General features: G+C 59.8%; 16 protein-coding genes. 9 read left to right on the top strand and 7 right to left on the bottom strand.

From position 1 onward, the window contains the following. Positions 1 to 167: 167 nt before the first annotated feature. Entirely contained in the window at positions 168 to 1832 is a 1665-nt protein-coding gene (gene ettA / locus J5M57_RS10035) for an energy-dependent translational throttle protein EttA (RefSeq protein WP_003228391.1), read from the bottom strand. Positions 1833 to 2127: 295 nt separating this feature from the next. On the opposite strand from ettA, the gene morA reads away from it, so the two are divergent. From morA to J5M57_RS10000, 7 genes are all read left to right on the top strand, one after another. After that, positions 2128 to 5976, top strand: a complete 3849-nt coding sequence (morA, locus tag J5M57_RS10030) for a cyclic di-GMP receptor MorA (protein WP_169843321.1) — start codon at positions 2128 to 2130, stop codon at positions 5974 to 5976. A gap of 252 nt (positions 5977 to 6228) precedes the next feature. Beyond that, the gene (gene glyA, locus J5M57_RS10025) at positions 6229 to 7482 is read left to right on the top strand and encodes a serine hydroxymethyltransferase (protein WP_207849064.1); all 1254 of its coding nucleotides are present in this window, start codon (positions 6229 to 6231) and stop codon (positions 7480 to 7482) included. Positions 7483 to 7753: 271 nt separating this feature from the next. Then, positions 7754 to 8326 (top strand): hypothetical protein, encoded by a 573-nt coding sequence (locus J5M57_RS10020; RefSeq protein ID WP_207849063.1) that lies wholly within the window; start codon positions 7754 to 7756, stop codon positions 8324 to 8326. Between the two features lie 82 nt (positions 8327 to 8408). Next, positions 8409 to 8963, top strand: a complete 555-nt coding sequence (locus J5M57_RS10015) for a hypothetical protein (protein WP_156792140.1) — start codon at positions 8409 to 8411, stop codon at positions 8961 to 8963. Positions 8964 to 9219: 256 nt separating this feature from the next. Then, complete coding sequence (locus tag J5M57_RS10010; protein ID WP_207849062.1) at positions 9220 to 10533, top strand: C4-dicarboxylate transporter DctA; 1314 nt, start codon at positions 9220 to 9222, stop codon at positions 10531 to 10533. Positions 10534 to 10617: 84 nt separating this feature from the next. Further along, on the top strand, positions 10618 to 11322 hold the full coding sequence (locus J5M57_RS10005; RefSeq protein WP_207849061.1) for a FadR/GntR family transcriptional regulator: 705 nt from the start codon (positions 10618 to 10620) through the stop codon (positions 11320 to 11322). 24 nt (positions 11323 to 11346) lie between these two features. Next, a complete protein-coding gene (locus tag J5M57_RS10000) occupies positions 11347 to 12057 on the top strand; it encodes a GntR family transcriptional regulator (protein WP_207849060.1) in 711 nt (236 codons plus the stop codon). A 98-nt stretch (positions 12058 to 12155) separates the two neighbouring features. Here the strand turns inward: J5M57_RS10000 and yjiA are convergent, their stop codons facing one another. The 3 genes from yjiA to J5M57_RS09985 form a co-directional block, all read right to left on the bottom strand. Next, a complete protein-coding gene (gene yjiA, locus J5M57_RS09995) occupies positions 12156 to 13127 on the bottom strand; it encodes a GTPase (protein ID WP_207849059.1) in 972 nt (323 codons plus the stop codon). 162 nt (positions 13128 to 13289) lie between these two features. Continuing rightward, on the bottom strand, positions 13290 to 13487 hold the full coding sequence (locus J5M57_RS09990; RefSeq protein WP_003228401.1) for a YbdD/YjiX family protein: 198 nt from the start codon (positions 13485 to 13487) through the stop codon (positions 13290 to 13292). A 15-nt stretch (positions 13488 to 13502) separates the two neighbouring features. Continuing rightward, a complete protein-coding gene (locus tag J5M57_RS09985) occupies positions 13503 to 15569 on the bottom strand; it encodes a carbon starvation CstA family protein (RefSeq protein ID WP_064589275.1) in 2067 nt (688 codons plus the stop codon). 159 nt (positions 15570 to 15728) lie between these two features. Here J5M57_RS09985 and J5M57_RS09980 point away from each other — a divergent pair, with 159 nt between their 5' ends. After that, on the top strand, positions 15729 to 16097 hold the full coding sequence (locus J5M57_RS09980) for a PilZ domain-containing protein (RefSeq protein WP_207849058.1): 369 nt from the start codon (positions 15729 to 15731) through the stop codon (positions 16095 to 16097). Positions 16098 to 16253: 156 nt separating this feature from the next. Here J5M57_RS09980 and radA read toward each other — a convergent pair whose 3' ends face one another. The 3 genes from radA to katB are packed head-to-tail and all read right to left on the bottom strand — an operon-like array spanning position 16254 to position 19801. After that, positions 16254 to 17621 carry a DNA repair protein RadA gene (radA, locus tag J5M57_RS09975; protein ID WP_003228407.1) on the bottom strand — a complete coding sequence of 456 codons (1368 nt, stop codon included), beginning with the start codon at positions 17619 to 17621 and terminating at the stop codon, positions 16254 to 16256. Positions 17622 to 17664: 43 nt separating this feature from the next. Further along, positions 17665 to 18201, bottom strand: coding sequence for an ankyrin repeat domain-containing protein (locus J5M57_RS09970; protein WP_207849057.1), 537 nt, complete (start codon positions 18199 to 18201; stop codon positions 17665 to 17667). 58 nt (positions 18202 to 18259) lie between these two features. Next, a complete protein-coding gene (gene katB, locus J5M57_RS09965; RefSeq protein ID WP_169843314.1) occupies positions 18260 to 19801 on the bottom strand; it encodes a catalase KatB in 1542 nt (513 codons plus the stop codon). 286 nt (positions 19802 to 20087) lie between these two features. Between katB and mscL the strand changes: the two genes are divergently transcribed. Further along, on the top strand, positions 20088 to 20501 hold the full coding sequence (gene mscL, locus J5M57_RS09960; RefSeq protein ID WP_064589280.1) for a large-conductance mechanosensitive channel protein MscL: 414 nt from the start codon (positions 20088 to 20090) through the stop codon (positions 20499 to 20501). Positions 20502 to 20506: the final 5 nt, after the last annotated feature.

The raw sequence follows: 20506 nt of genomic DNA, 5'->3' as shown, positions 1-20506 counted from the left end.
CACCAACAGTTACACTGCCATCGCGAGCAGGCTCACTCCTACAAGGGGACGCATTTCAATTGTAGGAGTGAGCCTGCTCGCGATGGCCACGGCGCGGTATTGCTGAAAAACCCAGGCAAAAAAAAACGGAGCCCGAAGGCTCCGCTTTTTCATGCCACCAGCCCGAATCAGGCCAGTTTCTTGTGGCGTACCCGGTGTGGCTGGGCAGCCGCTTCGCCGAGACGCTTTTTGCGGTCGGCTTCGTACTCGGTGTAGTTACCTTCGAAGAACACCGCTTGCGAGTCGTCTTCGTACGCCAGGATGTGGGTCGCGACGCGGTCCAGGAACCAGCGATCGTGAGAGATCACAATGGCGGCGCCCGGGAAGTCCAGCAGGGCTTCTTCCAGGGAACGCAGGGTTTCAACGTCGAGGTCGTTGGACGGTTCGTCGAGCAGCAGGACGTTACCGCCCTCCTTCAGGGTCAGCGCCAGGTGCAGACGACCGCGCTCACCACCGGACAGGTCCTTGACGAACTTCTGCTGGTCGCCGCCCTTGAAGTTGAAGCGACCCACGTAAGTGCGCGACGGGATCTCGTAGTTGCCGATGCGGATCTGGTCGGAACCGTCGGAGATCTGCTGGAACACGGTCTTGCTGCCGTCGAGGTCTTCGCGGCTCTGGTCAACGCAGGCCAGTTGCACGGTTTCGCCAACTTCGATGGTGCCCGAATCCGGCGTTTCCTTGCCCATCAGCATACGGAACAGGGTCGACTTACCGGCACCGTTACCGCCGATCACGCCGACGATGGCGCCCTTCGGCATGGAGAACGACAGGTTGTCGATCAACACTCGATCGCCGTAGCCCTTGGTGACGTTCTTGAATTCGATGACCTTGTCGCCCAGACGCGGACCGGCCGGGATGTAGATCTCGTTGGTTTCGCTGCGCTTCTGGAATTCCTGCGACTGCATTTCTTCGAAGCGTTGCAGACGAGCCTTGGATTTCGACTGGCGGGCCTTGGCGCCTTTGCGCACCCACTCCAGCTCTTCCTTCATGGCTTTTTCGTGAGCCGACTGCTGTTTGGATTCGGCCGCCAGACGATCGGACTTGGCTTCCAGCCAACCGGAGTAGTTGCCCTCGTAAGGAATGCCCGCGCCGCGGTCGAGTTCCAGAATCCAGCCCGCGACGTTGTCGAGGAAGTAACGGTCGTGCGTGATCGCGACCACGGTGCCCGGGAAGTCGTGCAGGAAGTGCTCCAGCCACGCCACGGAGTCAGCGTCCAAGTGGTTGGTCGGTTCGTCGAGCAGCAGCATGTCCGGGGCGGACAGCAGCAGACGGCACAGGGCGACACGGCGTTTTTCACCACCGGACAGGTGCTCGACCTTGGCGTCCCAGGCCGGCAGACGCAGGGCGTCGGCCGCGACTTCCAGTTGGCGCTCCAGGTTGTGACCATCGCTGGCCTGCAGGATCGCTTCGAGCTTGGCCTGTTCGGCGGCCAGCTTGTCGAAGTCCGCATCCGGGTCGGCGTAGGCGGCGTAGACTTCGTCCAGACGCGCTTGCGCATCCTTGATCACGCTAACCGCTTCCTCGACCACTTCACGCACGGTCTTGGTCGGATCAAGTTGTGGCTCTTGCGGCAGATAACCGATGTTCAGGTCCGGCATCGGACGGGCTTCGCCTTCGAACTCGGTATCGACGCCGGCCATGATTTTCAGCAGCGTGGACTTACCCGAACCGTTGAGGCCGAGTACGCCGATCTTGGCGCCGGGGAAGAACGACAGAGAAATGTTTTTCAGGATTTCCCGCTTCGGCGGAACAACTTTGCCCAGCCGATGCATGGTGAATACGTATTGAGCCATGGAGAACCTTGGGTCAGTGACAGATGAATGATTGGAGCGCAGGCGATGCCCGGCCAGACCGATGCGCGTCGTTCACTAGACCACTTGATGGCCATCAATGCGTGCGCGCTGAAAAAAGTCTGATTCTAGGAGCTGGAACGCTCCCGCGTAACCGGCAAAGCTACCTTAATGACGGAAGGCAGTCCAGCCGAGTGGGGCTGGCACTTCGCCACAACTCAAGGCATGCTAGCCGCCCTTCGGGCGTCCGGCTTATAGTGCACGTCGCGCCAGTCCAGCCAAACCGCAGGATTACAGCTTGTCCAACGTTACCCCGCCAGCTTCTGTGAGCGCGTCCAATCCGGGGACCGGTTCGCCCCTGCGCGGAACATTAAAGGGCGCGCTGGCGACACTCGTGCTTTTGCTGCTGGCGCTGCTGTTCTGGCAACTGCTCGATCAGCTGCGTGAAACCCAGAAAAACCAGCGCCAGTACACCATCGACTACACCGCCGACCTCGCCTCGCAGGTCAGCCTGAACATGTCGTTGAACGCACAAATCGCCCTCAACCTGCTACCGATCGTCGAACAGCCGCAGTCCTCCGACGAACAGCAGGCGCTGCTGCGCAAACTCCAGCAATCGCTGCCGGACCTGCGCAGCCTGGCCCTGCTCAGCCCTTCCGGCAAAATCATCAGCGACAGTGCCGGCGACAGCCACGACGCCGATTACCTCAGCGAACTGGTGCGCCGCAGCCGCGCCCAGGCGCATTACTTCAGCAACGCCGACGACGGCTCGGTGGTGCATCTGTTGTTGCATCAGGCCAGCGGCAGCACGCGCGGCTACTGGGCATTGCGCCTGACCCCGACGTTCTTCGACTCGCTGACCAAACAGGGCGAAACCGGCATCCGTCCGTTGTGGCTGGTGGAAAACCGCCTCAACCATCAGATCATCAGCCGCGACGAAGCACAGCCTTTGGCCCGACCTGGCGTGCTGAGCCCGGACGACATGGCCAACACCGTGCTGACCGTGCCACTGAGCAGCAGCGACTGGCAGTTGCGCGGACTGTTTGATCGCCAGCGCGTGCTCGAAGAACTGCTGCCGGCGTTCATTGGCAAATGCCTGCTGGGCCTGGCGTTCTCGATGTTGCCGGTGATCGCCCTGCTCAACATGCGCCGGCGCCAGCGCCAGTTGCATGAAGGCCGTCGACGTTATCAGGACATCTTCGAAGGCACCGGCGTGGCGTTGTGCGTGCTCGACCTGTCCGGTCTCAAGCAGGTCTTCGACAAAGCGCAGATCCAGACCAGCGACCAGCTCAAGGCCTGGCTCGACCAACCGGCCCAGCGCCAGCAATTGCTGCAGGAGCTGCGCGTCACCGAGGTCAATCAGGTGGCGCTGCAACTGCTCAACGTCAATTCCTGCGAGCACGCCTGGCAACTGTTGATCGACGGTCAGCCACACACCCAGTGCGCCATCGGCAATCAGGTGCTCGACGCCGTCCTGCAGCAACAGAATCAGTTGGAACTGGAAATCAGGCTGCCGGACATCAACGGGCGCGACCAGCACCTGTGGATGGTGCTGCGCCTGCCTCAGGAACAGCACGACTACAAAGCGGTGATCCTGAGCATCAACGACATCACCAGCCGCAAGCTGATCGAACTGTCGTTGCTGGAGCGCGAAGGCTTCTGGTCGGATGTGGTGCGTACCGTGCCGGATCATCTGTACGTGCAGGACGTGATCAGCCAGCGGATGATTTTCAGCAACCACCACCTCGGCCAGACCCTCGGTTACAACCGCTCCGAGTTGCACCAGATGGGCGAGTATTTCTGGGAAATCCTCCTGCACCCGGAAGACGCCGACTATTACCACCGTTCGCGGCAGATGCAGCGGCACGCCGGCTACAGTCAGTTGCTGCAATGCCAGTTGCGCTTCCGCCATCGCGACGGCAAGTGGCGGCGCTTCGACATCCGTGAGCAGGCGTTGGCTCGCGACAAGCACGATCAGGTCACGCGGATCATCGGCGTCGCCAAGGACATCACCGAACAGATCGAAGCCAGCGAATCGCTGCGTGACAGCGAACAGCGCTACCGGATGCTCGCCGAAAGCATCAGCGACGTGATTTTCTCCACCGACAGCAAGCTGTCGCTGAACTACGTCAGCCCGTCGGTGCAAGCCGTGCTGGGCTACGACGCCGAATGGATTTTCCAGAACGGCTGGCAATCGACCATCGCCAATCCGCAGCAACTGAGCGGCATCTACACCCTGATGGACCGGGTCAGCAAGTCGCTGGACAAACCCGAGCAACTGGCGCTGTTGCGCAGCCAGGTGCAGACCCAGATGTTCCTGTTCGACTGCCTGCGCGCCGACGGCCGCAAGATCCCGATCGAGTTGCGTCTGGTGCTGGTGTGGGATGAACACGGTGCGTTCGAAGGCGTGCTCGGCGTCGGCCGCGACATCAGCCAGCAGCGCCGCGCCGAGAAAGACCTGCGCATGGCGGCCACGGTATTCGAACACTCGACCTCGGCGATCCTGATCACCGACCCGGCCGGTTACATCGTCCAGGCCAACGAAGCGTTCAGCCGGGTCAGCGGTTACGCCGTGTCCGAAGTTCTCGACCAATTGCCGAACATGCTTACTGTCGACGAGCAACAGGACGCGCACTTGCGCTATGTGCTCAAGCAACTGCATCAGCACAGCACCTGGGAAGGCGAAGTCTGGCTCAAGCGGCGCAATGGCGAGCATTACCCGGCGTGGGTCGGCATCACCGCGGTGCTCGACGATGAAGGCGACCTCGCCAGTTACGTGTGCTTCTTCAGCGACATCAGCGAGCGCAAGGCCAGCGAGCAGCGCATCCATCGCCTCGCCTATTACGACGCCCTGACCCACCTGCCGAACCGCACGCTGTTCCAGGATCGCCTGCACACCGCGCTGCAATCGGCCGAGCGGCAGAAGTCGTGGGTGGTGCTGATGTTCCTCGACCTCGACCGCTTCAAACCGATCAACGATTCCCTCGGCCACGCCGCCGGCGACCGCATGTTGAAAGACATGGCCACGCGTCTGCTGGCCTGTGTCGACGATGACGACACCGTGGCGCGCATGGGCGGCGATGAATTCACCTTGCTCCTGCAACACCGCTCCAGTCGTGAAATGGCGCTGAACCGGGCGATTCACGTGGCCGAGCAGATTCTCGCCAGTCTGGTGCGACCGTTCGTGCTGGAAAGCCGCGAATTCTTCGTCACCGCCAGTATCGGCATCGCCCTGAGCCCGCAGGACGGCAACGAGCTCAGCCAGTTGATGAAGAACGCCGACACCGCGATGTACCACGCCAAGGAGCGCGGCAAGAACAACTTCCAGTTCTATCAGGCCGACATGAACGCCAGTGCGCTGGAGCGTCTGGAGCTGGAAAGCGACCTGCGCCACGCGCTGGAGCAGAACGAATTCGTCCTGTATTACCAGCCGCAATTCAGCGGCGACGGCAAACGCCTGACCGGCGCCGAAGCGTTGCTACGCTGGCGCCATCCGCGCCGTGGGCTGGTGCCGCCGGGGGATTTCATTCCGGTACTGGAAGAACTCGGGCTGGTGGTGGACGTTGGCGACTGGGTGATCAGCGAGGCCTGCCGTCAGCTCAAGACCTGGCACCAGAGCCGGGTGCGCGTGCCGAAAGTCTCGGTGAACATTTCCGCGCGACAGTTCTCCGACGGCCAGCTCGGCACGCGGATCGCCACGATCCTGCGCGAAACCGGTCTGCCGCCGGCGTGCCTGGAGCTGGAACTGACGGAAAGTATTCTGATGCGCGAAGTCAGCGAGGCGATGCAGATTCTTGCCGGGTTGAAAAACCTCGGCCTGAGCATCGCGGTCGACGACTTCGGCACCGGTTACTCCTCGCTCAACTACCTCAAGCAGTTCCCGATCGACGTACTGAAAATCGACCGCACCTTCGTCGACGGCCTGCCGTCCGGCGAACAGGACGCGCAGATCGCCCGCGCGATCATCGCCATGGCCCACAGCCTCAATCTGGCGGTGATCGCCGAGGGTGTGGAAACCCATGAGCAACTGGACTTCCTGCGCGAGCATGGTTGCGACGAGGTGCAGGGCTATCTGTTTGGGCGGCCGATGCCGGCAAGCCGGTTCGAGGCGCAGTTCAGTAACGACGCGCTGTTCATGTTCGACTGAGAGCCTGTTGAGTGGCCGAAAAGATCGCAGCCTTCGGCAGCGCCTACAGGGATTGATGTCGGTCACGATATGCGGGATCAGCTCCGATTACTGTAGGAGCTGCCGAAGGCTGCGATCTTTTCAGGCCGGTAAAAGCACCGCACATCTGTCATGAACGCCACTTGTCTGCGACATGATGTCGTTTCATATGCCATCCAAAACCCATTGGGTTAGAATGCCCCCCTTTTCTGCCCCCGATCCTTGAGGACCGCCATGTTCAGCCGTGATTTGACTATTGCCAAGTACGACGCCGATCTCTTTGCCGCCATGGAGCAAGAAGCTCAGCGCCAGGAAGAGCACATTGAGCTGATCGCTTCGGAAAACTACACCAGCCCTGCGGTGATGGAAGCTCAAGGCTCGGTACTGACCAACAAGTACGCCGAAGGCTACCCGGGCAAGCGCTACTACGGTGGTTGCGAGTACGTCGACGTTGTTGAACAACTGGCCATCGACCGCGCCAAAGAGCTGTTCGGCGCCGATTACGCCAACGTTCAGCCGCACGCCGGTTCGCAAGCCAACGCCGCGGTTTATCTGGCCCTGCTGCAAGGTGGCGACACCATTCTGGGCATGAGCCTGGCCCACGGTGGTCACCTGACCCACGGCGCCAGCGTTTCCTCCTCCGGCAAGCTGTACAACGCCGTGCAGTACGGCATCGACGCCAACGGCCTGATCGACTACGACGAAGTCGAGCGTCTGGCGGTTGAACACAAGCCGAAAATGATCGTGGCCGGTTTCTCTGCCTACTCGCAGATCCTCGACTTCCCGCGTTTCCGCGCCATTGCTGACAAAGTCGGTGCCTACCTGTTCGTTGACATGGCTCACGTAGCCGGTCTGGTCGCCGCTGGCGTCTACCCGAACCCGGTGCCTTTCGCTGACGTCGTGACCACCACCACGCACAAGACCCTGCGCGGTCCGCGTGGCGGCCTGATCCTGGCGCGCGCCAACGCCGAGATCGAGAAGAAGCTGAACTCCGCAGTATTCCCGGGTGCCCAGGGTGGCCCGCTGGAGCACGTGATCGCCGCTAAAGCGATCTGCTTCAAAGAAGCGCTGCAGCCTGAGTTCAAGGCCTACCAGGAACAAGTGGTGAAGAACGCCCAGGCCATGGCCGAAGTGTTCATCGACCGCGGTTTCGACGTGGTGTCCGGCGGGACCAAGAACCACCTGTTCCTGCTGTCGCTGATCAAGCAGGACATCTCCGGTAAAGACGCCGACGCCGCTCTGGGCAAAGCGTTCATCACCGTGAACAAGAACTCCGTGCCTAACGACCCACGCTCGCCGTTCGTCACCTCCGGCCTGCGCTTCGGCACCCCGGCTGTGACCACTCGCGGCTTCAAGGAAGCAGAGTGCAAAGAACTGGCCGGCTGGATCTGCGACATCCTGGCTGACCTGAACAACGAAGCGGTGATCGACGCCGTTCGTGAGAAAGTCAAAGCCATCTGCAAGAAACTGCCGGTGTACGGCGCTTAATCGCGACGTTAAACCCGCAGCATAAAAAACCGGCCAAGTGATTGGCCGGTTTTTTTTCGTCTGTAACAAAGTGACCCTGAATCCCGCACTTCGGGGTTATCAGCATCACCGCTTAAAAACTTGAAACAACAACACAGATAAAAACATCACCCTCGATAAAACTTAGCTGTTAGGGTTTATCCGAGACAAACAAACAAGCAACTAACAAAGCCTTATCAAACCATACGAAAACTATCAAACATCGAAACATCTCAAACTCAAGGAAGAGCTCATGACCACTAACAGACAGAAATCCTTCATAGCAACACTGGAACTTGACCACGATCACCTGGACATTCTTGGGGCGTTATACGAAACCCCGATCTTGCGAACTGACGCATCCTTCTCGGGTGGTTTTTATACCGGAGCATCCATCGAACGCGATGATGCGCATCTATTAGGTCGCCGTCCGCACGGGGAAGTCAGAAATGCTTCGCCACTGACGGTTTACTTCCGCTGCACGGATGACTACTACCACCTTTACATCCGCTCCCACGCCACTCACACCGGCCACTGCATCAGCAAGGACGCCGCCGGCGTGCTGGGTGCGTTCCTGCCGGATAGCGGCGACACCACCTCGTTCAACCTGCTGAGTCTGGACAATCGGACCATCACCCTGGAGAACATGGGCCGGGACATCCAGCGGGTTCGGCTCAAGGCCCGCAACGCCGATCACATCGGCGCCGTGCGCCGCCGAGGCGCGCCCTACAACTACCTCGCCGGGACCGATAACGACGGTATTCCGTTCACTCTACGAATCATTGAACGCAATGCTTCATTCCTCAGTGATCCCGACGAAGTCTGACACTACACCGTAAACATTTACTGTTTGCGCCCTGCATACCCCGACTATCAATTACCTCACTTCAGACATTTGAGAAATACTTATGAGCACCGATCAGGAAAAATCCTTTACTGCAACCATGAGCACTCGCTTTGGTTATCCGCACTTCCCGAAGTTGACCTATGGCGGAACAACCAAGACGCTACGACCCGATTATGAGACTTTTTCTTTCTCTCACCACATCGATGTTTCCGATTATCTTTTTCTCAAACCCGATGTCGCACCAAACGCGCTGACGTTCTATTTCCGCTGCCTCGACGACTACTACACAATCTATATCTTCACCCCCGGCGCGTATTACTACCGAACGCTCAGCCGAGAGGAAAAGGACTTCCTGAATGCTTATTCAACTGAAGACGGTGACCAGACCACGTTCAACTTGCTGAACTCCAAAGGCAAGATTATCACCCTGGATCAGATCGATACCGACACACCCACCGTCAGAATCCAGACACGCGGCGGGGATCTGCTGAGTGCAGGCAAAAGCCGTAACAAATACGATCCTGTGGTCGGTACTTTCGTCCGCACCGACCCGTATCGCAGTGCAAGTCCTATCGAATTCAAGTTGAATATCCTTCAGCGTAACGTGCCTTATTGAGTCACAGGGTAAGCGCAACACCGCCCGGTCGATGATGGCCGGGCTTCTGCCAGCCATCGTCGTCCTCAGCGAAATCCTGACGCCTGCACCACTGGTCAGACCGGTCATGCCAATTTTGTGTTTCCCCCTTGTGTTCCAGAAAAATCCGGGCGTAGACTGCGCCTGCACTGGACATACCGGTAAGACCACAATAATTAAGTCCTGAATCTGATGTGCCCCGCACACGGCAGCCAGGACACCGACCAGGATTCCTCCCATGCTCAGATGGTGCTCGCGTTCAATCTTCCTTCAAGTGGTTCTCGGACTGGTGCTTGGCATCGTCTGCGGGCTGACCCTTCCTGAATACTCAGCTCAGCTCAAACCGCTGGGCGACGGCTTCATCAAACTGATCAAGATGCTCATCGGCCTGATCGTGTTCTGCGTGGTGGTCAGTGGTATCAGCGGTGCGGGTGATCTGAAGAAGGTCGGGCGCATCGGCCTCAAGTCGGTGATCTACTTCGAAGTGTTGACCACCATCGCGCTGGTGATCGGCCTGGTGTTCGCCTTCAGCACCGGGATCGGCAGCGGCGCAAATATCCATCTGGAGCAGTTGTCCGCCGCCGACATGGGCGACCTCGCCGAGCGCGGTCAGCACATGCACACCACCACGCAGTTCCTGATGGACCTGATCCCGACCTCGGTGATCGGTGCCTTCGCCGACAACAACATCCTCCAAGTGCTGCTGTTCTCGGTGCTGTTCGGCAGCGCTTTGAATCTGGTGGGCGAAGCCGCTTCGGGCATCTCGCGACTGATCAACGAGCTGAGCCACGTGATCTTCCGCATCATGGGCATGATCGTGCGTCTGGCGCCGATCGGCGTGTTCGGCGCTATCGCCTTCACCACCAGCAAATACGGCCTCGATTCGCTGCAACACCTGGGCAGTCTGGTTGGCTTGTTCTACCTGACCTGCATGGCCTTCGTCAGTGTGATCCTGGGTCTGGTGATGCGCGCCTCCGGCCTGCGCATGTGGCCCTTGCTCAAATACCTGCGTGAAGAACTGCTGATCGTCATGGGCACCGCCTCCTCCGACGCCGTGCTGCCGCAGATCATGCGCAAACTCGAACACCTGGGCATCGGCAGCTCGACGGTCGGACTGGTGATTCCCACCGGCTACTCGTTCAACCTCGACGGCTTTTCGATCTACCTGACCCTGGCCATCGTGTTTATCGCCAATGCCACCGGTACGCCGTTGGCGATGACCGACCTGTTGACGATTCTGCTGGTGTCACTGATCACCTCCAAGGGCGCCCACGGCATTCCCGGCTCGGCACTGGTGATTCTGGCCGCGACACTGACAGCCATTCCAGCGATTCCGGTAGTGGGTCTGGTGCTGGTGTTGGCGGTGGACTGGTTCATGGGCATCGGCCGGGCGCTGACCAACCTGATCGGCAACTGCGTCGCCACCGTTGCCATCGCCCGCTGGGAAAAGGACATCGATGTGCAACGGGCAAACAAAGTACTCAGCGGTCAGCAGGGCTACACCTTTCAACCGCGTAAAACCGGAACTCCGGCGCACCAGCAAGAGTTCTGATTTTCAACCCTGCAGGAGCTGCCGCAGGCTGCGATCTTTTGATCTCGTTGGCGGCATCCCCTATGGGCTTACGGAGCTAGACAAGTGATAACCACATCAACCGTCGTCAACTCAGTCGTAGAAAAACTGCGCGCCGCCCTCGCGCGCGGTCAGTGGCGCTCCGGCGACATGCTGCCGGGCCAGCGCGAACTGGCCGAACAACTGGGGATCAGCCGCCCGAGCCTGCGCGAAGCGGTGATCGTCCTGGAAACCCTCGGTCTCGTGCGCTCGATGCCGGGCAAAGGCGTGGTGGTACTCGACGCCCAGCTCTGCGACAGCCAGAGCCACGACAGCGCCGTGGCCGGCGCCAGCCTCGAAGACGTGCTGCAACTGCGCTACACCCTGGAGCCGTTTATCGTTGGCCTGGTGGCGCAGTCGATCAGCAGCAAGGAAGTCGGGCAATTGCGCCTGACCCTGATGGACATGCGCGAAGCCCTCGAAGCTGGCGACAGCGAAGCCGGGGTCAGCGCCTACATCGCGTTCCACGAAGAGCTGTTCACCCTGACGTCGAACCCGATCTTCCAGAGCGTGGTGCAGCAGACCAGCGATGCCCTCAAGCAGAGCGCCGAAGTGCTGCGCAATTCCCCGGAACACCTCGCCGAACGCCTCGAAGAAAACGAAGCCGTAGTGCGTGCAATCCGCAGCAAGAACAGCGCCCAGGCCAGCGCCGAAATGCGCCGGCACATTCTGCGTGAAGGTCAGCGCATGGGCATCGAGCTGAACATTCCGGACGACAACTTGAGCAACTGAATTCCTTCACACTGGAGACCGGCCATGAACAGTCTTGCCACGCCGTCGCACAACCGCCAGATGTCGACTGCCCTGCCCTTCTCCCGCCTGCGAGCGCCGGTGGAGGATTTGTATCCACGGCTGTTCGATGCAATTCTGGAACAACGTATCGCACCCGCCAGCCGCTTCACCGAAGAGAGCCTCAAGCAGATGTTCGGCGTCAGCCGCGCCGATGTGCGGCGAGCGCTTACGCAGTTGGCGCATGAGCACATCATCGTGCTGCGCGCCAATCATCGGCCACGCGTTGCCGAGCTGGACGCGGAGCACACCAGGCAGACGTTGCACGCACGCCGACTTGCCGAAAGCACGCTGGTGCGGCTGGCTTGTCAGCGGCCGTCGGTTGAAGGGCTCAAGCGTCTGCGCGCCTTGATCGAACGTGAGCGTCAGGCCGTGGAGCTGGGTCAACGTGGCACGGCGATTCGGTTGTCAGGGGAGTTTCACCTGCAGTTGGCACAAATGGCAGGGAATGCACCGTTGGCGCATTTTCTCGGCAGCCTGGTGCCGCTGACGTCGCTGGCGATTGCGCGAAGCTCGCGCAACACGCACAGCTGTTGTGTCTGGCAGGAGCATGTGGCGCTGGTGATGGCGGTGGAGTGCGGCGATGCTGCCAAGGCCGGGTTACTGATGAATCGGCATCTGGATCATCTTGAGCAGACACTGCTGGATTCAGACTTTGGGCATTGTGCTGTCGGTTAAATGGCTATCGCGAGCAGGCTCACTCCTACATTTGAAATGCATTCCCCTGTAGGAGTGAGCCTGCTCGCGATGGCGTCACCATTGAGGCTGCAAAATCATCAGCCCGCCGCTACCCTCGCAAACCCCGCCCGGATCTTCTCTTCCGGCAAATCATCAGCAATAAACACAATCACACTGTCCCGCGCCTCACCCTCGGCCCACTCAGTGTCCCAGTCGAAGCCGTACAACTTCAAAACGCCTTGGAACACCAGACGCCGATCTTCGCCAGCGATGTTCAACACGCCTTTGTAGCGCAGCAATTGCTTGCCGTGCTCTTCCAGCAGCTCATTCATGAATTCGCTGAGCTGATCGATATCCAGCGGCTGGTCGGTGCGCAGCACCAGGCTGGATATTCGGTCGATGGAGGGCGCCTTGCTCACCGGGCGCAGGCTCACCCCGCCGCCAAGGTCGGCATTGAGATTGAAGCCGCGTACGTCGAGCAGTTCGGCCAGATCGATGTTGCCATGCTCGACCACGCGGATCGGCGCACGCCGGTTGATCCGTGTCAGGCGTTCGCTCAGCGCGGTAAACGTCGCCTCGTCCACCAGATCGGTCTTGCTCACCAGCAAGCGGTCGGCGAAACCGATCTGCGCCTGGGCGATGGTCTGGGTCAGGTGCAGGTCGGCGTGAGCAGCATCCACCAGGGTGATGATGCCGTCGAGCAGATAGCGCTCGCGCAGTTCTTCATCGATGAAAAAGGTCTGCGCCACCGGGGCCGGGTCGGCCAGGCCGGTGCACTCGATCACCAGTCGGTCGAAGGCGATCTCGCCGCTGTCCAGGCGTTCGAGCAGCAGGTACAGGGCCTTGGTCAGGTCGGTGTGAATGGTGCAGCACACGCAGCCGTTGGCCAGGGTCATGACTTGTACCGGCTCATCGCCCAGCAGTTGGGTGTCGATGCCGGCATCGCTGAATTCGTTTTCGATCACGGCGATCTTCAGGCCGTGCTCGGCCTTGAGCAAATGGCGCAGCAAGGTGGTCTTGCCGGCGCCGAGGAAACCGCTGAGTACCGTTACGGGTATGGGAGAAGACAAAACTGATCCCCTTCACAAAATGAATGAACGACACAAAACAAATGTGGGAGCGAGCCTGCTCGCGAAGGGGTAGCGTCAGTCGACATCATTGCTCGATGACACACCGCTTTCGCGAGCAGGCTCGCTCCCACAGGGGGATTGCATCAACCTCTGGCTGTCAGCTCAACAGCACTTCGGCCCACCCTTGCCACCGTAACGCGCTTCCTGACGTTCGCGAAAGAACATCTCGTAGCTCATCACCGGTTTGTCCGGGTGCTTGGTTTGCATATGCTCGACGTAGGTGTCGTAGTCGGGCATGCCGACCATCAGGCGTGCGGCCTGACCGAGGTATTTACCGAGGCGACTCAGGTCATTGAACATGGTGCAATCCTCTGGTTACGCGTCCGGCAGGGCCTGGAATGGCGATTCTTTATCCGTACGCTCTTTTTTGCCCCAGGCGGCGATGCCGACCTTGAGTGCATAGAACAGGATGCTGAAGACCACGAACAGGAACAGCGCGGTGAGCGTTGCGTTGGTGTAAGCGTTGAAGATCACGTGCTGCATCTGCTCGACGCTTTTTGCCGGTGCCAGCACCTGACCATTGGCCAGCGCATCGCTGTATTTCTTGGCCAGCGAGAGGAAGCCGATCGCCGGGTTGGCATCGAACAGCTTGATGAAGCCGGCCGTCGTGGTGCAGATCAGCAGCCAGGCCGCTGGCAGCAGAGTGACCCAGATGTAGCGTTGACGCTTCATCTTGATCAGAACCACGGTGCCGAGCATCAGCGCGATACCGGCCAGCATCTGGTTGGAGATACCGAACAGCGGCCACAGGGTGTTGATGCCGCCCAGTGGATCGATCACGCCTTGGTACAGCAGCCAGCCCCACATCGCCACACAACCGGCGGTGGCGATCAGGTTGGCGGTCCACGATTCGGTACGTTTCAGCGCCGGAACGAAGGAGCCGAGCAGATCCTGCAGCATGAAGCGTCCGGCACGGGTGCCGGCGTCGACCGCGGTCAGGATGAACAGCGCTTCGAACAGGATCGCGAAGTGGTACCAGAACGCCATGGTGTTTTCACCCGGCAGGACACTGTGCAGGATCTGCGCAATACCGACGGCCAGGGTCGGTGCACCGCCGGCACGGGCCAGGATGGTGGTTTCGCCGATATCGTGCGCCACGGCTTGCAGCGCTTCCGGGGTGATCGCAAAGCCCCAACTGCTGACCATTTGCGCAACCGAAGCCACATCACCGCCCACGACTGCCGCAGGGCTGTTCATGGCGAAGTACACGCCTGGCTCGATCACCGAAGCGGCAACCATGGCCATGATCGCGACAAACGATTCCATCAGCATGCCGCCGTAACCGATGTAGCGGGCGTTGGTTTCGTTATCCAGCAGCTTCGGCGTGGTGCCCGAAGAGATCAGCGCGTGGAACCCGGACACCGCACCGCAAGCGATGGTGATGAACAGGAACGGGAACAGACCACCCTTCCACACCGGACCGGTGCCGTCGACGAACTGGGTCAGCGCCGGCATTTTCAGCTCGGGCATGGTCACCAGAATGCCGATCGCCAGGGCGATGATGGTGCCGATCTTGAGGAACGTGGAGAGGTAGTCGCGTGGCGCCAGAATCAGCCACACCGGCAAGACTGCCGCGACAAACCCGTAACCGATCAGCATCCAGGTGATTTGAATGCCGGTAAAGCTGAAGGCCTTGGCCCACACCGGATCAGCGGCAATCTGCCCGCCCAGCCAGATCGAAGCGAGCAGCAGCAACACGCCAATGACCGAGATCTCGCCAATGCGGCCCGGACGGATGTAGCGCATGTAGATGCCCATGAACATCGCGATCGGGATGGTCGCCATCACGGTGAAGATGCCCCACGGGCTCTCCGCCAGCGCCTTGACCACGATCAGCGCCAGCACCGCGAGGATGATGATCATGATAAGGAAGCAGCCGAACAAGGCAATGGTGCCAGGCACGCGGCCCATTTCTTCACGCACCATGTCGCCCAGGGAACGGCCGTTGCGCCGGGTCGACATGAACAGGACCATGAAGTCCTGCACCGCCCCCGCCAGCACCACCCCGGCAATCAGCCACAGCGTGCCGGGCAGATAACCCATCTGCGCCGCCAGCACCGGGCCGACCAGCGGGCCTGCGCCGGCAATCGCCGCAAAGTGGTGACCGAAAAGAATGTGTTTGTTGGTTGGAACGTAGTCCAGACCGTCATTGTTGAGCACGGCGGGGGTGGCCCGACGCGGATCGAGTTGCATCACATTGTTTGCGATGAACAGGCTGTAGTAACGGTACGCGACCAGATAGATGGCCACTGCCGCGACCACGATCCACAAGGCGTTGATCGCCTCTCCTCGGCGCAATGCCACTACGCCCAGGGCGCACGCTCCTACGATTGCCAGCACTAGCCAGGGTAGATGGCGTAGCAGGCTATTATTATTTTTCATTTTATTATTCCAGCCAGGGTGGACAAGAAAGACAGCCACCCCGAGTTTAGCGCTTACGGCGCCAAAGGCCATACCCCGACGTTGGTCTAGACGCCTTGTTGATTGGCAGCCCCCCATCGGTCGGGTCTATAGTCAGCGAACTCTTCCGAGGATTGCGCCATGAGCGAACACCCAGCCAATCGCCGTCGCTTCAAACGTATTGCGTTCGATGCCAGAACCGAGCTGAGTCAGGACCAATTCATCTGGCCGGTAAAGCTGATCGATCTGTCGCTCAAGGGGCTGCTGATTGAGCGGCCGGAGCCGTGGCTTGGGGGTAGGGAGAAGGATTTTTTCGTCGACATTCATCTGAGCGATGACGTGAATATCCAGATGGACGTGCATCTGGCCCATGAAGATCATGGGCAACTGGGGTTTGTCTGCCGGCATATCGGCCTGGAGTCGATCCAGCGCTTGCGGCGCTTGATCGAACTCAATCTGGCGGATGAGGCCGAACTTGAGCGCGAGTTGGGTGCCCTGATCGACATCTAGCACCCACCCAAAAAAACAAAGGTTGGAATGAACCCTGTGGCGAGGGGATTTATCCCCGATGGGCTGCGCAGCAGACCCGTTGTTTCAGGGCCGCTCCGCGCCCCATCGGGGATAAATCCCCTCACCACATGATTTCATTCGTCCAAGGGATTGTGGTTACTCGAAGAGTGCATCGAGGGCCTGTTCCAGCCGGGTCACAGCGATGATCTGCAACCCCGCCGGCGCCTCTTTCGGTGCATTGCCCTTGGGCACGATCGCACGTTTGAAACCGTGCTTGGCCGCTTCCTTCAAGCGCTCCTGCCCGCTCGGCACCGGACGCACTTCACCCGATAGCCCGACTTCGCCGAACACCAACAGGTCGTGCGGCAACGGCCGGTTGCGCAGGCTCGACATCACCGCCGCCATCAACGCCAGGTCGGACGCGGTTTCCAGCACCTTGACCCCGCCGACCACGTTGAGGAACACATCCTGATCGTGAGTCGGAATGCCGCCGTGGCGATGCAGCACCGCCAGCAACATTGCCAAGCGGTTCTGATCCAGCCCCAGTGTTACACGACGCGGGTTGGCCAGATGGCTGTCATCGACCAACGCCTGCACTTCCACCAGCATCGGCCGGGTGCCTTCCCACGTCGCCATGACCACACTGCCCGGGACTTCTTCCTGAGCGCGAGTCAGAAAAATCGCCGAAGGGTTAGAGACTTCTTTCAAGCCCTTGTCGGTCATGCCGAACACGCCGAGCTCGTTGACCGCGCCGAAACGGTTTTTCACTGCGCGCAGCAGACGCAAACGGCCATCGGACTCGCCTTCGAAGTACAGCACGGTGTCGACCATGTGTTCCAGAACGCGCGGGCCGGCGAGCGCGCCTTCCTTGGTGACGTGGCCGACGAGGAAAATCGCCGTACCGCTCTGTTTCGCATACCGCACCAGCAGCGCCGCACTCTCGCGCACTTGCGACACGCCACCGGGGGCTGACTGCAATTGTTCGGTGAAGATGGTCTGGATCGAGTCGATCACCATCACCTTGGGTTTTTCCTGGCGGGCGGTGGCGATGATGGTTTCGATGCAGGTTTCGGTCATCACCCGCAGTTGATCCTGTGGCAGCCCCAGCCGGCGGGCGCGCATGGCGACTTGCTGCTGAGATTCTTCGCCGGTCACGTACAGCGCCGGCATGCTCTTGGCGAGGTTGCACAGGGTCTGCAGCAGGATCGTCGACTTGCCGATGCCCGGGTCACCGCCGATCAGCACCACCGAACCGTCGACCAGACCACCACCGAGCACCCGATCCAGCTCACCGGACGCGGTGGAGAAGCGCGGGATCTCTTCGATGCTGACTTCGGCCAGGGTCTTGATCTGCGCTTGCTGCCCGGCCCAGCCGGTACGCCCGGTGGGCGCCGTGGCACCGCCGCTTTCGATCATGGTTTCGGTCAGGGTGTTCCAGGCGCCGCATTCGCCGCACTGGCCCGCCCACTTGGGAAAGGTTGCGCCGCACTCGGTGCAGCCGTACATGCGCTTGGCCTTGGCCATCTGGATCCCCCGGCAAAAACCGCGATGATAACGCAGCCACCGATCAGCGCGGCGCGGCGGTGTGGATTTCGCCGTTGGCCAGACGCGCGGCACTGTTGCCCAGAGGATCCTCGGCATTGAGGTCGGCGCCCTTGGCCTTGAGCGCATCGAGCAGTTCGACACGCTTGAACAGTCCGGCATACATCGCGGCAGTTTGCCCCGCGCCGTTGCGCTGATCGGGGCTGCAATCAGTCGCCATCAACCGCCGGGCAATCTGCATCTCACCTTTGAAAATTGCGCCCATCAACGCCGTGTTGCCGCGTTGATCCTGCGCGCAGGCATCCGCGCCCGCCGCCAGCAAGCGCTCAACCGCCGCGCCCTGGCCGTGATACGCCGCCAGAATCAGCGCGGTGTAACCCTTGCTGTCGCGGGTATCGAGGGAGTAACCGGACTCGATAAAGGTGTCGAGCATCGGCACATCACCGCGCCGCGCGGCATCGAAGTAGTAATCCTGCAACTGCGCCTTGATCGCCTCAGGGCTTTGCTCGGCCTGCGCTGTCCAGCACAGGCAACCCAGCAACAGTAAAAGACAAACACGCATAAACACTCTCCTGGCAGAACGGGGCCTGAAACAGGCCCCGCGTTGCATGGCGTCGAGATCAGTCGACCAGTTTCGCTGCCAGTGCCTTGACCCGGCTCAGATCGCCTTTGGCCACTTTGGTCACGCCGGTCCCATATTCCGGGTCGGCCTTATAAAGGAAGGACAGGATGATGTGCTTGCTCTCGTCATCGGTGGTCGCCAACGAACCGCCGAAACTGTTGATCAGGTCCTGACGCTCCTGCTGGCTGAACGAGCGGTACAGATCGCCGGCCTGCTTGAAGTTCTGCTCACGCTGGATCTTCGCCTGCTGGGTGCTGCCCGACAGCGCCAACTGGCTGTAGCGCGCGCTTTGTGGCTCTTCACGCGGTTGCAGACGGCTCGGCTGGTAGTTGACGCCAGACTGGGTGGCGCCGAAGTTCATCGCACCGTCCTGATTGCCATTGTTGACGGCAACTTTTGGCGCATTGATCGGCAACTGCAGAGCATTGGCACCCAGGCGATACATCTGCGTATCGGCATAAGAGAACACTCGTCCTTGTAACAGACGATCTTCGGAAGGTTCGATACCCGGAACAACATTGGCCGGTGCCATGGCAACTTGTTCGGTTTCCTGGAATACATTCGCCGGATTACGGTTCAACACCATTTGTCCAACTTTTCGCTCTGGAACATTTGGCCAGATCTTGGTGGCATCCAATGGATCAAAATCAAACTTGGACAAATCTTGCGGATTTAGCACTTGGATGTACAAGTCCCACTTCGGGAAGTTGCCTTTATTAATATTGGCGACCAGATCATTTGTCATATGACTGTAATCTTTACCCTGAACTTTTTCCACTTCCCCCGGGGTCAGGTTTTTTATTCCTTGCAGGCTCTTCCAGTGAAACTTCACGTAGTGAACTTCACCCTTGGCATTGACCAACTTGTAAGCGTGTACACCGTTACCATCCATTTCCCGATAACTGGCCGGCGTTCCGGAATTGGAATACAGCTCGGTGAGGGTGCGGGTCGCTTCTGGTACATGCGAGAAGAAGTCGAAACGACGCGAGTCATCGTCCAGATTGGTTCGCGGATCAGGCTTGAAGGCGTGCACCATGTCCGGGAATTTGATCGCATCGCGAATGAAGAACGTCGGGAAATTGTTGCCCACCAGATCCCAATTGCCATCGGCGGTGTAGAACTTGGTGGCAAAGCCCCGTGGATCGCGCAGGGTTTCCGGGGAGTGGTTGCCGTGCACCACGGCGGAGAACCGCACGAACACCGGTGTCACTTGGCCGGCGGCAAACACCTTGGCCTTGCTCAGATCGCTGAGGTCGTTGGTCACCGTGAATGTGCCGTGGGCACCTGTGCCGCGTGCATGCACGACGCGCTCGGGAATGCGCTCACGGTCGAAACGCTGCAGCTTCTGAATCAACTGCACGTCCTGCAACAGCACCGGGCCAGTGGCGCCGGCGGTTTGCGAGTTCTGGTTGTCGCCCACCGCGGCACCGTTATCCCGGGTCAGGGGCGCGGCGTGCACGGAGAAGGTCAACAGGCTGGCGGTCAGTACGCCGAGCGTACGGCGATGGGGAAAAGCCCCCAATCCAAGCGTGGAATTCATATCAGGTTCCTCTGGTTTTTTTGGGCGCATCCAGGTGCGCCAACCAGAGGCTAGAGGGCTATGCCCGCGAACATAAATAGAAAGTTCGTAACTCGATGATTGAAAATTTTCGCTTCCCGATCAGCGAGTTACAGCGTATTTCGCGCGCGATTAGTGGCACTTTGCAAACTAAACGTCGATTCATGTGTCGATAAAATCGGGCATTGTAAGAAGGTGTTTCGCGCAGGACGCGTTTTGCTGATTTACACTGCGTACACCAACCTCATCTGTAACAAGGAAATAACCTATGGGCGTGCTAAGTGAGTTCAAGGCCTTCGCGGTCAAAGGCAATGTGGTCGACATGGCCGTCGGTATCATCATCGGTGCCGCCTTCGGCAAGATCGTTTCGTCGTTTGTCGGTGACGTGATCATGCCGCCAATCGGCCTGTTGATCGGTGGGGTGGACTTCAGTGATCTGGCCATTACGCTCAAAGCCGCCGAGGGCACGGCCCCGGCAGTGGTCCTGGCTTACGGCAAATTCATCCAGAGTATCCTCGACTTCATGATCGTCGCCTTCGCGATTTTCATGGGTGTCAAAGCCATCAACCGCCTCAAGCGCGAAGAAGCCGTGGCGCCTTCCCTGCCACCGGTTCCGACCAAGGAAGAAGAATTACTCGGCGAGATCCGCGATCTGCTCAAAGCCCAGAACGACCGGCCTTGACGCTT

The sequence above is a fragment of the Pseudomonas sp. 86_A genome, assembly GCF_017491705.1.
Taxonomy (GTDB): domain Bacteria; phylum Pseudomonadota; class Gammaproteobacteria; order Pseudomonadales; family Pseudomonadaceae; genus Aquipseudomonas; species Aquipseudomonas koreensis.
This window is presented reverse-complemented; position numbering and strand designations above follow the sequence as displayed.

Excerpts from the sequence above, each read along its gene's own strand:
- J5M57_RS09990 (WP_003228401.1), bottom strand. The coding sequence starts at position 13,487 with ATGTTCAATGACCTGAGTCGCCTCGGTAAATACCTCGGTCAGGCCGCA.
- radA (WP_003228407.1), bottom strand. The coding sequence starts at position 17,621 with ATGGCCAAGGCCAAGCGCATGTACGGCTGCACCGAGTGCGGCGCAACC.
- mscL (WP_064589280.1), top strand. The coding sequence starts at position 20,088 with ATGGGCGTGCTAAGTGAGTTCAAGGCCTTCGCGGTCAAAGGCAATGTG.
- J5M57_RS09980 (WP_207849058.1), top strand. The coding sequence starts at position 15,729 with ATGAGCGAACACCCAGCCAATCGCCGTCGCTTCAAACGTATTGCGTTC.
- J5M57_RS10020 (WP_207849063.1), top strand. The coding sequence starts at position 7,754 with ATGACCACTAACAGACAGAAATCCTTCATAGCAACACTGGAACTTGAC.
- katB (WP_169843314.1), bottom strand. The coding sequence starts at position 19,801 with ATGAATTCCACGCTTGGATTGGGGGCTTTTCCCCATCGCCGTACGCTC.
- J5M57_RS09985 (WP_064589275.1), bottom strand. The coding sequence starts at position 15,569 with ATGAAAAATAATAATAGCCTGCTACGCCATCTACCCTGGCTAGTGCTG.
- J5M57_RS09970 (WP_207849057.1), bottom strand. The coding sequence starts at position 18,201 with ATGCGTGTTTGTCTTTTACTGTTGCTGGGTTGCCTGTGCTGGACAGCG.
- ettA (WP_003228391.1), bottom strand. The coding sequence starts at position 1,832 with ATGGCTCAATACGTATTCACCATGCATCGGCTGGGCAAAGTTGTTCCG.
- J5M57_RS10010 (WP_207849062.1), top strand. The coding sequence starts at position 9,220 with ATGCTCAGATGGTGCTCGCGTTCAATCTTCCTTCAAGTGGTTCTCGGA.
- glyA (WP_207849064.1), top strand. The coding sequence starts at position 6,229 with ATGTTCAGCCGTGATTTGACTATTGCCAAGTACGACGCCGATCTCTTT.
- J5M57_RS10000 (WP_207849060.1), top strand. The coding sequence starts at position 11,347 with ATGAACAGTCTTGCCACGCCGTCGCACAACCGCCAGATGTCGACTGCC.
- J5M57_RS10015 (WP_156792140.1), top strand. The coding sequence starts at position 8,409 with ATGAGCACCGATCAGGAAAAATCCTTTACTGCAACCATGAGCACTCGC.